This window comes from Streptomyces cadmiisoli, from assembly GCF_003261055.1.
Lineage (GTDB): Bacteria > Actinomycetota > Actinomycetes > Streptomycetales > Streptomycetaceae > Streptomyces > Streptomyces cadmiisoli.
In genome coordinates this window covers 4,682,142-4,696,385 of sequence record NZ_CP030073.1, presented here as the reverse complement: position 1 = coordinate 4,696,385, position 14,244 = coordinate 4,682,142, and the positions used below count along the sequence as shown (strand labels likewise).

12 protein-coding genes are annotated in these 14,244 nt (G+C 71.7%); 11 read left to right on the top strand and 1 reads right to left on the bottom strand.

Annotated features, from left to right (window positions below; genetic code table 11):
- The first annotated feature begins 250 nt into the window (after positions 1-250).
- Both DN051_RS20205 and DN051_RS20200 read left to right on the top strand, forming a co-directional pair.
- Positions 251-1,759, top strand: a complete 1,509-nt coding sequence (locus DN051_RS20205; protein ID WP_079000941.1) for a PP2C family protein-serine/threonine phosphatase — start codon at positions 251-253, stop codon at positions 1,757-1,759.
- Positions 1,760-1,836: 77 nt separating this feature from the next.
- On the top strand, positions 1,837-3,312 hold the full coding sequence (locus tag DN051_RS20200) for an aminopeptidase P family protein (protein WP_053759352.1): 1,476 nt from the start codon (positions 1,837-1,839) through the stop codon (positions 3,310-3,312).
- A gap of 167 nt (positions 3,313-3,479) precedes the next feature.
- On the opposite strand, the gene DN051_RS20195 is transcribed toward DN051_RS20200, so the two are convergent.
- Positions 3,480-3,932 (bottom strand): ATP-binding protein, encoded by a 453-nt coding sequence (locus tag DN051_RS20195; protein ID WP_053759351.1) that lies wholly within the window; start codon positions 3,930-3,932, stop codon positions 3,480-3,482.
- A 266-nt stretch (positions 3,933-4,198) separates the two neighbouring features.
- Here DN051_RS20195 and DN051_RS20190 point away from each other — a divergent pair, with 266 nt between their 5' ends.
- From DN051_RS20190 to DN051_RS20150, 9 genes are all read left to right on the top strand, one after another.
- Positions 4,199-5,008 carry a hypothetical protein gene (locus DN051_RS20190; protein ID WP_053759350.1) on the top strand — a complete coding sequence of 270 codons (810 nt, stop codon included), beginning with the start codon at positions 4,199-4,201 and terminating at the stop codon, positions 5,006-5,008.
- Positions 5,009-5,242: 234 nt separating this feature from the next.
- Complete coding sequence (locus DN051_RS20185; protein ID WP_112439230.1) at positions 5,243-6,001, top strand: YcnI family copper-binding membrane protein; 759 nt, start codon at positions 5,243-5,245, stop codon at positions 5,999-6,001.
- 111 nt (positions 6,002-6,112) lie between these two features.
- Positions 6,113-6,763, top strand: a complete 651-nt coding sequence (locus DN051_RS20180; protein ID WP_053759348.1) for an SCO family protein — start codon at positions 6,113-6,115, stop codon at positions 6,761-6,763.
- Entirely contained in the window at positions 6,760-7,215 is a 456-nt protein-coding gene (locus DN051_RS20175; protein WP_053759347.1) for a copper chaperone PCu(A)C, read from the top strand. The genes DN051_RS20180 and DN051_RS20175 overlap by 4 nt, the downstream gene beginning before the upstream one ends.
- 13 nt (positions 7,216-7,228) lie before the next feature.
- Positions 7,229-9,199: a copper resistance CopC/CopD family protein gene (locus DN051_RS20170; protein WP_112439229.1), complete on the top strand. Its 1,971-nt coding sequence runs from the start codon at positions 7,229-7,231 to the stop codon at positions 9,197-9,199.
- 8 nt (positions 9,200-9,207) lie between these two features.
- A complete protein-coding gene (efeB, locus tag DN051_RS20165; protein WP_053759345.1) occupies positions 9,208-10,518 on the top strand; it encodes an iron uptake transporter deferrochelatase/peroxidase subunit in 1,311 nt (436 codons plus the stop codon).
- A gap of 93 nt (positions 10,519-10,611) precedes the next feature.
- The gene (pheA, locus tag DN051_RS20160) at positions 10,612-11,544 is read left to right on the top strand and encodes a prephenate dehydratase (RefSeq protein ID WP_053759344.1); all 933 of its coding nucleotides are present in this window, start codon (positions 10,612-10,614) and stop codon (positions 11,542-11,544) included.
- Positions 11,545-12,090: 546 nt separating this feature from the next.
- Positions 12,091-13,368 carry a serine--tRNA ligase gene (serS, locus tag DN051_RS20155; protein WP_112439228.1) on the top strand — a complete coding sequence of 426 codons (1,278 nt, stop codon included), beginning with the start codon at positions 12,091-12,093 and terminating at the stop codon, positions 13,366-13,368.
- Positions 13,365-14,189 (top strand): HAD family hydrolase, encoded by an 825-nt coding sequence (locus tag DN051_RS20150; RefSeq protein WP_053759342.1) that lies wholly within the window; start codon positions 13,365-13,367, stop codon positions 14,187-14,189. Before serS ends, DN051_RS20150 begins: the two co-directional genes overlap by 4 nt.
- Positions 14,190-14,244 lie beyond the last annotated feature (55 nt).

Genomic DNA, 14,244 nt, shown 5'->3' with positions numbered 1-14,244 from the left:
GGCTCGGTCGTCGGTGGTTAAGACGCCCGGGTCCGTCGCCAGGTTCCGGGTGGTCCCCAACCACCCCTGGCCTTCTCCGAGTACGTACCCATCACGACCGCTGTGACGCTCCGTCGAGCAAGCCCAGTCGACCGCAATAATCCCTTACCCGAGGCAGTTTTCAGCCAACTTCCGTTTTCCGCAAGAGATCCCGGGAGATCCGACCCGGGAACACCACGACCTCACGGACACCAGGAATCCCGGCAGGACAATGCTGGACATCTCCTCACGAGTGCGTGTACATGTGGAGACACTGCTAGCGGCGCAGAATGACATGGGGGTTCGCGATGCTTTTGAGCAAAACGCACCGGTCGGAAAGCCGGACGCCATGAACGCCCCGCACCCTCCGAAAGTGGCCGGAATCGATTCAACGGTTCCCGCACCGGCACACACTGTCGCCCCCTCCGCCCCGGTCGCGCACCCCGTGGCCAACGGCCCGGGAGCGCTCCTCCAGGACCGCCTGGCCGGCTGGGTCTCGGACCTCACGACCCTGCACGAACTCACCGAACGCCTGGCCCGCACGAACACGCTGCCCAAGGCACTCGAGGAAGTGCTGCGCGCCGGTGCCGCCCTGGTGGGCGCCCGGCGCGGTCTCGCCGTCCTGGAACCCGCCGACGGACTGGGCCCCCGCTCCACCGTGGGTCTCGGCCTCAACCACGCCGACATCGGGCACCTCGAGACCGTGCCGCGCGGCGCGACGCCCCACGGCGAACTGCTCGACGCACCGGCCGGTCCGGCCCGCGCCGTCCGCGAGATCGTGCGGCCCGACCTGTTCGCCGAGAAGGGGCTGGACCCCCGTCACCGCGAGGTGGCCGCCCGCCTCGGTTATGCCGCCAGTTACGCCCTCCCCCTGTCCTCCGAGCGCACCGGCCGGCTCGCCGCCGCCGTCTGGCTCTACGACGAACCCGCCGAACCGGTCGAGCGCCGCCGGCACCTCGTCCGCCTCTACACCCGGTACGCCACCGAACACCTGGCGCGGCTCCTGGAGGTCGAGCGCACGCGCGCGTGCATGGCGACGATCGCCGAGGAGTTGCTGCCCTCCCGGCTGCCGCGCGTCTCCGGCGTCCAGCTCGCCGCCCGGCACCGCACCGGTCCGAGCGGTGGCGGCGACTGGTACGACGCGCTGCCGCTGCCGGACGCCGCCCTCGGCCTCACCGTCGGCTCGGTCACCGGCTCCGGGCCCAGCGCCGTCGCCGCGATGGGACGGCTGCGGGCGTCGCTGCGGGCGTACGCGGTGATGGAGGGCGAGGACCCCGTCGCCGTCCTGTCCGACCTGGAGCTGCTGCTGCGGCTGACGGAGCCGGCCCGCTCGGCCACCGCGCTGTTCGCCTACTGCGAGCCCGCCCTCCACAAGATCACGCTGGCCGGTGCCGGGCACAGCCCGCCGCTGCTGATCGGCGAGCGGCGCACGGAGTTCGTGGAGACCTCCGTCTCGGCGCCGCTGGGGATGCTCGCCTGCTGGGAGGCGCCGAGCGTGGAGGTGCAGGCCGAACCCGGAGAGACGGTTCTGCTGTACACCGACGGGCTGCTCCAGCGCACCGGTGACTCCGTGGACCGCGCCTTCGCCCGGCTGCACGCCGCGGCGGCCGGTCTGCCCCGCGCCAAACGGCGCGATCCCGAGGCGATCGTGGACCACGTGCTGCGGACCGTCCTGCCGGACGGAGCGGACGCGGTGGACAGCGAGGAGGACGTGGTCCTGCTGGCCGCGCGCTTCGAGTGAGGCGGTCACGGTCGCGGCCCAGGGCTCCCGAGCGGGCGAACGTACGATGGTGGGGGTCCAGTGCCGTATCGAGGAGGATGACCGTGGCGGACGAGCTCAATCCGGAGACCCCGGAGACCTCGGAAACCGAGTCGGCGGAGCCGATGAAGCAGCGCAAGAACGGCCTGTACCCGGGCGTCTCCGACGAACTCGCCGAGAGCATGAGGACCGGCTGGGCCGACACGGAGCTGCGTGACCTGCAGCCGATCGCCCAGGCCGCCGAGACCGCCGCCCGCCGCGCCGCCCTGTCGGCGCGCTTCCCGGGCGAGCGCCTCGTCGTCCCCGCGGGCAATCTGAAGACCCGCTCCAACGACACGGAGTACCCCTTCCGGGCCTCCGTCGAGTACGCGTACCTCACCGGCAACCAGACCGAGGACGGCGTACTGGTCCTCGAACCCGGCGCCGAGGGCCACACCGCGACGATCTACCTGCTGCCCCGCTCCGACCGCGAGAACGGCGAGTTCTGGCTCTCCGGCCAGGGCGAGCTGTGGGTGGGCCGCCGCCACTCGCTGACCGAGGCCGCGACGCTGCACGGCATCCCGGCCTCCGACGTGCGCGAACTGGCCGGCGCCCTGCGCGAGGCCACCGGGCCGGTCCGGGTCGTGCGCGGCTACGACGCCGGCATCGAGGCCGCCCTGACCGACAAGGTCACCGCCGAGCGCGACGACGAACTGCGGGTCTTCCTCTCCGAGATGCGCCTGGTCAAGGACGACTTCGAGGTCGGCGAGCTCCAGAAGGCGGTCGACTCGACCGTGCGCGGCTTCGAGGACGTGGTGAAGGTCCTCGACAAGGCGGAGGCCACCTCCGAGCGCTACATCGAGGGAACGTTCTTCCTCCGCGCCCGCGTGGAGGGCAACGACGTCGGCTACGGCTCCATCTGCGCGTCCGGACCGCACGCCTGCACCCTGCACTGGGTGCGCAACGACGGGCCCGTGCGCTCCGGTGACCTGCTGCTGCTGGACGCGGGTGTGGAGACGCACACGTACTACACCGCGGACGTCACGCGCACGCTGCCGGTCAACGGCCGGTTCAGCGAGGTCCAGAAGAAGATCTACGACGCGGTGTACGACGCCCAGGAGGCCGGTATCGCGGCGGTGAAGCCGGGCGCGAAGTACCGCGACTTCCATGACGCGGCGCAGCGCGTGCTGGCCGAACGGATCGTCGAGTGGGGCCTGGTCGAGGGCCCGGTCGAGCGGGTGCTGGAACTGGGCCTGCAGCGCCGCTGGACGCTGCACGGCACCGGCCACATGCTCGGCATGGACGTCCACGACTGCGCCGCGGCGCGGACCGAGACGTATGTGGAGGGTGTCCTGGAGCCCGGGATGTGCCTGACGGTGGAGCCCGGCCTGTACTTCCAGGCGGACGACCTGACGGTGCCCGAGGAGTACCGGGGCATCGGCGTCCGCATCGAGGACGACATCCTGGTCACCGAGGACGGCAACCGGAACCTGTCCGCGGGTCTGCCGAGGCGCTCCGCCGAGGTGGAGGAGTGGATGGCCGCCCTCAAGGGCTGACCGACCTCAAGAGGTGATGAACCTCAGGAGCTGACCGACCTCGGGGTCGGCAGGCTTCAGAGGTGGCGGGCTCCGGGGCTTCGCGCTCCGGGGTCCGGTCCACGGCCGGGCACCGATCGGGTGCCCGGCCGTCGCCGTGCGGACCGGGCCGCCGGCTTCAGCCGGATTCAGGAGGCCGTCAGCAGGGGCGAGTTCTCGCGCCATTTGAGGATCTTGTCGAAGCTCACGACGGCCCCGCCGAGCCCCGGGCTGGTGCCGATCTGGACGTGATCGGCCAGTTCCTCGATCAGACACAGACCGCGGCCGTGCTCGGCGTCGGCGCGGGCGGGCACGGCGGTGGCCTGCACCCGGGTGAATCCGGGCCCCGAATCGGCGACTTCGATCCGGCACTTCTCACCGTCGAGATAGGCGGTGACCCGGTACGCCCCGGTGGAACGGCCGTGCGCGGTGTCCCCACCGTGCTCGACGGCGTTCGCGCAGGCCTCGGTGAGCGCCACGGACAGGTCGTAGGAGACGTCGGGGTCGACACCGGCCGTCTCCATCGTGCCGAGCAGGAGCCGGCGGGCGAGCGGCACGCTCGCGGCCTCGCGCCGCAGATGGAGTGACCACCAGATGCTCATGCTCCAGCCTCCCGGCCGCGGCTCGACATACCGTTACGTATTGCCGCGCGCACCCCTGTGTAAGCGCGGATCCGACGTGATGCCGCCCATATGGTGGATGCGCCCCGGGTGGCGAACGGTGTATGTGCGACCGGGGTGTGCCAGAGGGGCGCCGGACAGGGCCCGGACAGGCCCGGACCGGGGCAGAGCGGGATCTTCCGGATCGTAGGGAACCTTGCGGACCTGCCGTGGGGGCGCGATGAGCCCAATGGGATGATGAGCGCGCCATGACTGCCCCCGATCCGCGCACGGTGCGCTCCGGAGCCGGCCTCCGGATTCTGCGGGCCGCGGTGTTCGCCGCGGTCTGCGTCGTGCTGTCCGCGGGAGGGCACGCGTTCGCGTCCTGCGCCACGGTTCCGCTGTGGACGCTCGGGGCGGGTTTCCTCGCGGTGGTCGTGGTGGCCGCGCCGCTGGCCGGACGGATGCGCTCGACGGCGGGGATCGCGGCACTGCTCGCGGTCGGACAGACGCTGCTGCACATGCTGTTCGGGCTGGCCCAGCACGGCACGGGGGCCACGGCGGCCGCCGTGAAGTCGGCGCACGAGGCCTCCCTGGTCGAGCGGGCGGCCCGGCTGGTGTGCGGAACCACGGCCGCGGCGATCAGCCCGGCGCAGGCCCGGCGGATCCTCGCCGACGCGCGCATCGCCCCGGCCCCGAGCGGCGCCCACCACCCGGCGGACGCCGTCTCGACCGCCGCCGACTCGCCGGCCTCGCTGCTGCCGTCCGTTCCGATGCTGCTCGGCCATGTCCTCGCGGCGATGGCCGCCGGCTGGCTGCTGCGCCGCGGCGACCTCGCCCTGCTGCGTCTGACGGAACTCTCGGCGTACTCGGTCACCGAGGGAGCGCTGGTCCGGTCCCTGCGCGGGGCGCTCGCGCTGGTGCGCGCTCTGCGTGCCGGGCTCCCGGAGGCTCCGGAGGCCGGCCCGCGCTTCCGGCGGGCGGCCGTCTCGACGGGCCCCGAGCCCCGCACCGCCGCACTCCAGCACACGGTCGTCCGGCGCGGCCCGCCCGCCGCCGCGTTCGCTCTCGCCGCCTGACGCGACGCGACCGCCACACCGCTCGAATCCACTCGATCCCCCGCATCCGTGCGGAGCGGACGGATCCGGCCGGAGGGTGCCGCCGTCGCGCGGCACGCGCGTGTACCCGTGCGCCCGGATTTCCGGCCCGGTTTCCCGGGGGAGTCCTCAACGGGCACCGCCACGCGCGCGTACCCCTCTTTGCCACCGGATCGTCATCCCGGATCGTCAATCGAAGTGGAGTGCTCACCGCTCATGAAGGCTTCCCGTATCGCCGCCGTCGGCGCCCTTGCCGCCTCGGCCGTCGTCGTCCTGTCCTCCCCCGCCCTGGCGCACGTCAGCGTGCAGCCCGAGGGTGCGGCCGCCAAGGGCGACTACGCGACCATCGGCTTCAAGGTCCCCAACGAGCGCGACAACGCCTCGACCACGAAGCTCGAGGTCAACTTCCCGGTCGAGCACCCGCTGTCCTCGGTGATGCCGCAGCCGGTCCAGGGCTGGGACATCAAGGTCACCAAGTCCAAGCTGGACAAGCCGATCGAGGCGCACGGCCGGCAGATCACCGAGGCGGTCACCAAGGTGACCTGGACCGCCGAGGGCGACGGCGTGGAGCCCGGCTTCTTCCAGAAGTTCCCCGTCTCCGTGGGCGCGCTGCCCGAGGACGCCGACGAGATGGTGTTCAAGGCGATCCAGACCTACTCCAACGACGAGGTCGTCCGCTGGATCGAGGTCCCGCAGGAGGGCCAGGAGGAGCCCGAGAACCCCGCTCCCGTGCTGAAGCTCTCCGAGGCCGAGGAGGGCGGTCACGGCCACGGCTCGTCCGGGCCGGAGGACGAGGCCGACAAGAGCGCCGAACAGAGCGATGACACCTCGGCCTCCGCCACGACCGCGGCCGCCGAGGAGCCCGCCGACAGCACGGACACCACCGCCCGCGTCCTCGGCGTGGTCGGCATCGTGGTCGGCGCCGCGGGTGTGGCGTACGGCGTGCTGGCCGGGCGCCGGCGCAGCGACGCCTGATCCCCGCACCGCTCCGCGGGCACACGCCGGTGCCCGGCGACGCCGAAGGCATCGTCCGGCGCCGGCATGTGCCGCAGACCCGACCGACCGGAAGTTCTGGGACTTATCTCTATGCGTAAGAAGACGTTCGCGGCGGCCGCGCTGCTCGCCGCCGCCACCCTGACCCTGTCCGCCTGCGGCAGCGGCGACGACAGCGGGTCACCCATCACCGTGGTGTCCGAGGAGCCCGGTTCCGACAAGGCCGCCACCGTTCTCGACCAGCCGTTCGAGAAGCCGGACCTGGTCCTGACCGACACCCGGGGCAAGGCGTACGACCTCCGCGAGGAGACCGCCGGCAAGCCGACTCTGATCTACTTCGGCTACACCAACTGCCCCGACGTCTGCCCCCTGACGATGAACAACATCGCCGTCGCCAAGAAGCAGCTGTCCGAGGCGGAGCAGGACAAGCTCCAGGTCGTGTTCGTCACCACCGACCCGGAGCGGGACACCGCGTCCGCGCTCGGCAAGTGGCTGAAGGGCATCGACCCGCAGGCCGTGGGCCTGACCGGCGACTTCTCCACCATCCAGGCCGGTGCGCGCAGCCTCGGCATCTCGATCGACCCGCCGAAGAAGGAGAAGGGCAAGATCGTCTCCACGCACGGCACCCAGGTCATCGCCTTCTCCCCCGAGACCGACGCGGGTTACGTGGTCTACGGCGAGGAGGCCACCGTCGACGACTACACCAAGGACCTCCCCAAGCTCGTCACGGGGGAAGCCCCGTGAGGTCCCGCACCGCCCTCACCGCGCTGCTGCTGACCGGGTCGCTCGCCCTGGCCGGCTGCGGCGCGGACGCCGACGACGCGGCCGCGGCCCTCTCCGTCAGTTCCGCCTACATGCCGCAGCCCGTCTCGGACTCCATGGCGGCGGGGTTCCTGACCATCGCCAACACCGGCGGCCGGGCTGCCCAGTTGACCTCCGTCACCAGCGACATCGGTGAGGTGACCCTGCACGAGACGGTCGGGCAGCGGATGCAGGAGGTCAGCAAGGTCCCCGTGCCCGCGAACGGTCAACTCGTGTTCAAGAGCGGCGGGAGCCACCTGATGTTCGAGAAGCTGAAGCGCAAGCCGAGGCAGGGTGAGACGGTCTCGGTGAAACTGCACTTCGCCGCCGCCGACCCCGTGACGGTGGACATGCCGGTGAAGCCCGCGACATACAACCCGAAGACCGGGCACTGAGGGAGGGACCGCCTTGACCCAGACCATCGCCTCCCGTGTCGGAAGCCTGGTGCTGCTGCTCCTGGCCGCCGCCGGCCTGCTGTTCGCCGGCGCCGCGCCGGCCTCCGCGCACGCCGCGCTGACCGGCAGCGACCCCCAGCAGGGGGCGGTGGTCGACAAGGCCCCGGCGCGGATCTCGCTCAGCTTCTCCGAACCCGTCTCGGTCACGGACGACTCGCTGCGGGTGCTCGGCCCCAAGGGCGAGCGCGCCGACACCGGCCCGGCCACCGCCGTCAGCGGCACGACGTACGCCGTGAAACTGCACTCCGGCCTGCCCGACGGCACGTACACGGTGACCTACCAGGTCGTGTCGGCCGACAGCCATCCCGTCGCCGGCGCCTACACCTTCTCCATCGGCGCTCCCTCCGCCACCTCCGTCGCGTTGTCCGACCGGACGGCCGGGGACGGGGTCGTGGGCCAGTTGTACGGCTTCGGCCGGTACGTGTCGTACGCCGGTTTCATCGTGCTGGTCGGCGGCGCCGCCTTCGTCCTGACCTGCTGGCCGCGGGGCTCCGGCGTACGGGCCGTCCAGCGGCTCGTCGTCTCGGGCTGGGTCGCGCTGACCGCGGCCACCCTGGGGCTGCTGCTCCTGCGCGGCTCGTACACGACGTCCGGGAAGTTCGGCGACGTCTTCGACCTGGACCTGCTCGGGCAGGTGCTCCAGACCAAGACGGGCGCGGCCCTGGTGTCCCGGCTGCTGCTGATCGCGGCGGGCGCGCTGTTCATCGCCGTGCTCTTCGGGGCGTACGACAAGCGGGACGAGGAGGAGAAGCGGGACCTGACCTTCGGGCTGGCGGTCGGCGGCGGCGTCGTGGCCACCGGGATCGCCGCGACCTGGGCCATGTCCGAACACGCCTCGGCCGGGTTGCAGGCGGGGATCGCCATGCCGGTCGACGTGGTGCACCTGCTCGCCGTGGCGGCCTGGCTGGGCGGGCTGTGCGCCCTGCTCGTCGCGCTGTACCGGGCGCCCGCCGAACTGCCCGTGGACGCAGCCGCCGTACGGCGGTTCTCGCATGTCGCGTTCGGCAGCGTGATCGCGCTGGTGGCGACCGGCCTGTACCAGTCGTGGCGGCAGGTCGGCTCCTGGTCGGCGCTGACCGGCACGCGGTACGGCCAGTTGCTGCTGGTCAAGGTCGGGCTCGTGGCGCTGCTGGTCGGTGTCGCCTGGATCTCGCGGCGGTGGACCGCGCGGCTGGCGGACTCCGTGACCGCCGTTCGCGGGAAGCAGCGGGAGCGGGTCACGGCGCGAGCGGGCTCCGGTGGCGGCGCGCGAGCCGCGTCGGACGGCGGCAAGGGCAAGGGAAGCGGCGACACGAAGGCCACCAAGACCGCGAGGAACGGCGACGCCAAGGGCGGCGGTGCCGGGGATCCGAAGCGGTCGGCGCAGCTCGCCCGGCAGCGGGCCGCCGTGGACGCCGCGCGGCAGAAGCGGGTCCGGGACGCGGATCCGGTCCGCCACGGCCTGCGGCGCTCGGTGCTGGCCGAGGCGGGCGTCGCGGTCGTGCTGCTCGCGGTGACCACCGCGCTGACCGCGACGGAGCCGGGACGCACGGTGGAGGCGGCCGAAGCGGCCGCCTCGTCCTCGTCCGCGGGCGCCGACACGGGGGCGCTGACGCTGGACATGGCCTTCGACACCGGCGGCGCGGACGGCAAGGGTGTCGTACGGCTCGACATCGACCCCGCCCAGGTCGGCGGCAACGAGATGCATGTCTATGTGCAGCGACCCAACGGCCGTGCCTTCGACATCCCCGAGGTGAAGGTCGCCTTCACCCTGGAGGCCAAGGACATCGGGCCGTTGCCCGTGGTCCCGGACCACATCACCACCGGGCACTGGACGGCGAGCGGAGTGCAGATCCCCATGGCGGGCGACTGGAAGATCGCCGTGACCGTACGGACCTCCGACATCGACCAGACGACCGTCTCCAAGAACGCGCAGATCGGCTGACCCCCACCATGGCTGACCACACGGCTGACCAGTCCGTTCCGCACGCCCGGACGTCCCGCACGGGGCCGGACGGGGACACCGCCCGGAACACCTCCGCCGGCCAGGGCATCTCGCGGCGGACCCTGCTGGGCACCGCCGGCGCCACCGGGCTGGTGCTCGGGGCGTCGGGCGGTGCCGTCGGATACGCCGCGGCGCCCGCGCCGGCGACGCCGCTCACCTCGGTGGGCGCCGACCGGGTGATGTTTCACGGGAAACATCAGCCCGGCATCACCACCCCGCTGCAGGCCCGCGGCCACCTCGTCGCCTTCGACCTGGCCGCGGGCGCGGGCCGCAAGGAGGCCGCCGCGCTGCTGCGCCGCTGGTCGCAGACGGCCCGGCGCCTGATGGCGGGCGAGCCGTCGGCCGAGCGGGACACGGATGTCGCGCGCGACGCCGGGCCGTCCGGCCTGACCGTCACGTTCGGCTTCGGGCACAGCTTCTTCGGCCGTACCGGGCTGGAGAAGCAGCGCCCGGTCGCGCTGGACCCGCTGCCCGACTTCTCCTCCGACCAGCTCGACCGGGCGCGCAGCAACGGCGACCTGTGGGTGCAGATCGGCGCGAACGACGCGCTCGTCGCCTTCCACGCGCTGCGCGCGATCCAGCAGGACGCGGGCGGCGCGGCCCGGGTCCGCTGGCAGATGAACGGCTTCAACCGCTCGCCCGGGGCCACCTCGCACCCCATGACGGCGCGCAATCTGATGGGCCAGATCGACGGCACGCGCAATCCGAAGCCGGCCGAGCCGGACTTCGACGAACGGATCTTCGTGCCGGCGTCCGGCGCGGACGGCCCCGCCTGGATGGCCGACGGCTCCTACGCCGTCGTACGCCGTATCCGCATGCTCCTCGACGACTGGGAGCAGCTCTCGGTCAAGGAGCAGGAGGACGTCATCGGACGCCGCAAGGCCGACGGGGCGCCGCTGTCGGGGGGCTCCGAGACGACGGAGATGGACCTGGAGAAGACGGACGCCGGGGGCAGCCTTGTCGTCCCGATCAACGCGCACGCCCGGATCACCCGGCCCGACCAGAACGGTGGCGCCGCCATGCTCCGGCGGCCGTTCTCCTACCACGACGGCATCGGCCCCGACGGGGTGCCGGACGCGGGGCTGCTGTTCGTCTGCTGGCAGGCGGATCCGCTGCGCGGCTTCGTCACGGTGCAGCGGAAGCTGGACCGGGGGGACGCGTTGTCCCCGTTCATCCGGCACGAGGCGAGCGGGTTGTTCGCGGTGCCGGGTGGGGCCGCGGAGGGGACGTACGTGGGCCAGGACCTGCTGGAGGCGTGAGGGGGCCGGAGGGCGCGCCGCAGGGGCGCGCGGCCCGGTGGGGCGGCGTGAGACGTGCGAGCCGCTTTTCCGGAGGCCCATTAGGGTGAGGACATGCCAGCGAGCTATGCGTATCTGGGCCCCGAGGGCACCTTCACCGAGGTCGCCCTGCGCACTCTTCCGGAGGCCGCGACCCGGGAGCTGATCCCGTACGTGTCGGTGCAGTCCGCGCTCGACGCGGTGCGCGCGGGGGAGGCCGAGGCCGCGTTCGTGCCGATCGAGAACTCCGTCGAGGGCGGCATCACCACCACGCTCGACGAACTGGTCGCCGGCCGGCCTCTGATGATCTACCGCGAGGTGCTGCTGTCCATCACCTTCGCGCTGCTGGTCAGACCGGGTACGAAGCTGTCGGACATCAAGACGGTCACCGCCCACCCGGCCGCCCAGCCCCAGGTGCGCAACTGGCTCAAGGCGAATCTGCCCGACGTCGTCTGGGAGTCCGCCGCCTCCAATGCGGACGGCGCGCGCCTGGTGCAGGAGGGCCGGTACGACGCCGCCTTCGCCGGCGAGTTCGCGGCGGCCCGGTACGGCCTCCAGGCCCTGGAGACCGGCATCCACGACGCGGAGAACGCCCAGACGCGCTTCGTGCTGGTCGGCCGGCCCGCCCGGCCCGCCGCGCCGTCCGGGGTGGACAAGACGTCCATCGTGCTGTGGCAGCGTGACGACCACCCCGGCGGGCTGCGCGATCTGCTCGGTGAGTTCGCCACCCGGGGCATCAACCTGATGCTGCTCCAGTCGCGCCCCACCGGTGCCGGCATCGGCAACTACTGCTTCTGCATCGACGCCGAGGGCCATATCTCCGACCGCCGGGTCGCCGAGGCCCTGATGGGGCTCAAGCGGATCTGCCTCCAGGTGCGCTTCCTCGGTTCGTACCCGCGCGCGGACGCGGCCACGGCGAACCTGCGGCCCCTGCTGAAGGGCACGTCGGACGAGGAGTTCGCGTCCGCGGCCGACTGGGTGGCCCGCTGCCAGGACGGTCGGTTCTAGGGCCGCGGCGGGCCTAGAATCCTTTCGGTCAGTCCGACCTGCATATTTTCGTTATCCACAGGCGTTATCCACAGGTCCGCATCTCGACCTGGGGACAAGTCGACAGAAGAAGGCGATCGAGTCGACAAATCGGCCTGAAGACCCCATCGCGTCCACCGGAGCGCAGGCCGCCCGTCGTCCACTCGTTTCCCGCTCGCAACTCTTTGGAGCGAAGCATTTCCACTCGAAAGTGGGCGTAAGTGAGGTTTGTCACGGGAATCCCGTGTGCTGCGAGTCGAATTCGAAGTGATCAATTCCGATGTCCACAGATCTTCCGCACAGCCTGTGGATAACCATCCGGGGGTGTGGATTCCTGTGGACAACCGGATCCCCAAGTCCCTTCCACCGCAAGGAAATCCGGTCAACCGGACGCCCGTGGAGCGGCTCGATCAAGGGACCACGAAGATCATTATTGACACGACCGGCAATTGACGCATAACGGAACGTAGGCCGCACTTCGGAATAGTGAGTCGTGGGCTCTCACCCCGCACCGGTAGCCTTGAGCCCGTGATTGACCTTCGCCTGCTCCGTGAGGACCCCGACCGTGTGCGTGCCTCCCAGCGCGCCCGTGGAGAGGACGTCGCGCTCGTCGACGCTCTCCTGTCCGCCGACGAGCGGCGCAGGTCGTCCGGCGTCCGCTTCGACGAACTGCGCGCCGAGCAGAAGGGGCTCGGCAAGCTGATCCCCAAGGCCTCCGCGGACGAGAAGACCGAGCTGCTGAAGCGTGCCGAGCAGCTCAAGGCGGACGTCAAGGCGGCGGACGCCGAGCGTGACGCCGCCGACGCCGAGACGCAGCAGCTGCTCCTCCAGCTCGGCAACCTCGTGCACACCGACGTCCCGGTCGGCGGCGAGGAGGACTTCGTCACCCTGGAGACGCACGGCGAGATCCGCGACTTCACCGCCGAGGGCTTCGAGCCCAAGGACCACCTGGCACTCGGCCAGCTGCTCGGCGCCATCGACGTCGAGCGCGGCGCGAAGGTCTCCGGCTCCCGCTTCTACTTCCTCACCGGCGTCGGCGCCCTCCTGGAGCTGGCCCTGGTGAACGCGGCGATGGCCCAGGCCACGGCCGCCGGCTTCACACCCATGCTCACCCCGGCCCTGGTGCGCCCCCAGTCCATGGCGGGCACCGGCTTCCTCGGCCAGGCCTCGCAGGACGTCTACCACCTCGACAAGGACGACCTGTACCTCGTCGGCACCTCCGAGGTCGCCCTCGCCGCGTACCACATGGACGAGATCATCGACGCCGAGCGACTGCCGCTGCGCTACGCGGGCTTCTCGCCCTGCTTCCGCCGCGAGGCCGGTTCGCACGGCAAGGACACCCGGGGCATCTTCCGCGTCCACCAGTTCGACAAGGTCGAGATGTTCTCGTACGTCGCTCCCGAGGACTCGCAGGCCGAGCACCAGCGCCTGCTGGACTGGGAGAAGCAGTGGCTGACCGCGCTGGAGCTGCCGTTCCGCGTGATCGACGTCGCCTCCGGTGACCTCGGTGCCTCGGCCTCGCGCAAGTTCGACTGCGAGGCGTGGATCCCGACACAGGGCAAGTACCGCGAGCTGACCTCCACGTCGGACTGCACCGAGTTCCAGTCCCGCCGCCTCCAGATCCGCGTCCGCGAAGGCAAGCAGGTCAAGCCGCTGGCCACGCTGAACGGCACGCTGTGCGCCGTCCCGCGCACGATCGTGGCGATCCTGGAGAACCACCAGCAGGCCGACGGCTCCGTGCGGGTTCCCGAGGTGCTGCGTCCGTACCTCGGCGGCCGAGAGGTCCTGGAGCCGGTGGCCAAGTGAGCACGGCCCCGGCTGGAACCTTCCCGTACAAGCTGATCGCGACCGACCTCGACGGCACGCTGCTGCGCTCCGACGAATCGGTCTCCCGGCGTACCCGTGACGCGCTCGCCGCGGCCACCGCGGCGGGCGCCGCCCACATCGTCGTCACCGGACGCGCGGTCCCCTGGACCCGCCACATCCTCGACGACCTCGGCTACCAGGGCCTCGCCGTCTGCGGCCAGGGCGCCCAGGTCTACGACGCCGGCGCGCACCGCCTGCTGACGTCCGTGACCCTGGACCGGCAGCTGGCCGGGGTGGCGCTGGCCAAGATCGAGGCGGAGGTCGGTCCGCTGTTCCTCGCGGCCAGCCGCGACGGGCTGGACGGCGAAGTGCTCGTCGGCCCCGGGTACGCGCTGCACGGCAGCCTCCCCGCGACGCCGTTCACGGACGCGGCGGACCTGTGGTCGGCACCGCTGAACAAGATCTACGTCCAGCACCCGACGCTGTCGGACGACGAGCTGGCCGATGTCGCCGCGCGGACCGCGGGCGGCTTCGTCGGCGTCACCATGGCCGGCCACGGCATCGTCGAGCTCCTCCCCCTCGGGCTGTCCAAGGCCACGGGGCTGTCGCTGGCCGCCCGCCGTCTCGGGGTGAAGGCGGCGGACACCATCGCCTTCGGCGACATGCCGAACGACATACCGATGTTCGCCTGGGCGGGCCGCGCCGTGGCCATGGCCAACGCCCATGAGGAACTCAAGGCGGTGGCGGACGAGGTGACGGCCTCCAACGAGGAGGACGGAATCGCCGTGGTCCTGGAGCGGTTGCTGGCGCAGGGGGCGTAGCCCTTCGCGACCCGGACGGACCGTCCGGGTCGCCGCGGCGTGTTCCGGTACCGCG

What these genes read in the sequence shown, in the direction of transcription:
- DN051_RS20205 (WP_079000941.1), top strand. Translation starts at nt 251, where the DNA reads ATGCTGGACATCTCCTCACGAGTGCGTGTACATGTGGAGACACTGCTA.
- DN051_RS20180 (WP_053759348.1), top strand. Translation starts at nt 6,113, where the DNA reads ATGCGTAAGAAGACGTTCGCGGCGGCCGCGCTGCTCGCCGCCGCCACC.
- efeB (WP_053759345.1), top strand. Translation starts at nt 9,208, where the DNA reads ATGGCTGACCACACGGCTGACCAGTCCGTTCCGCACGCCCGGACGTCC.
- pheA (WP_053759344.1), top strand. Translation starts at nt 10,612, where the DNA reads ATGCCAGCGAGCTATGCGTATCTGGGCCCCGAGGGCACCTTCACCGAG.
- DN051_RS20200 (WP_053759352.1), top strand. Translation starts at nt 1,837, where the DNA reads ATGACCGTGGCGGACGAGCTCAATCCGGAGACCCCGGAGACCTCGGAA.
- DN051_RS20185 (WP_112439230.1), top strand. Translation starts at nt 5,243, where the DNA reads ATGAAGGCTTCCCGTATCGCCGCCGTCGGCGCCCTTGCCGCCTCGGCC.
- DN051_RS20190 (WP_053759350.1), top strand. Translation starts at nt 4,199, where the DNA reads ATGACTGCCCCCGATCCGCGCACGGTGCGCTCCGGAGCCGGCCTCCGG.
- DN051_RS20195 (WP_053759351.1), bottom strand. Translation starts at nt 3,932, where the DNA reads ATGAGCATCTGGTGGTCACTCCATCTGCGGCGCGAGGCCGCGAGCGTG.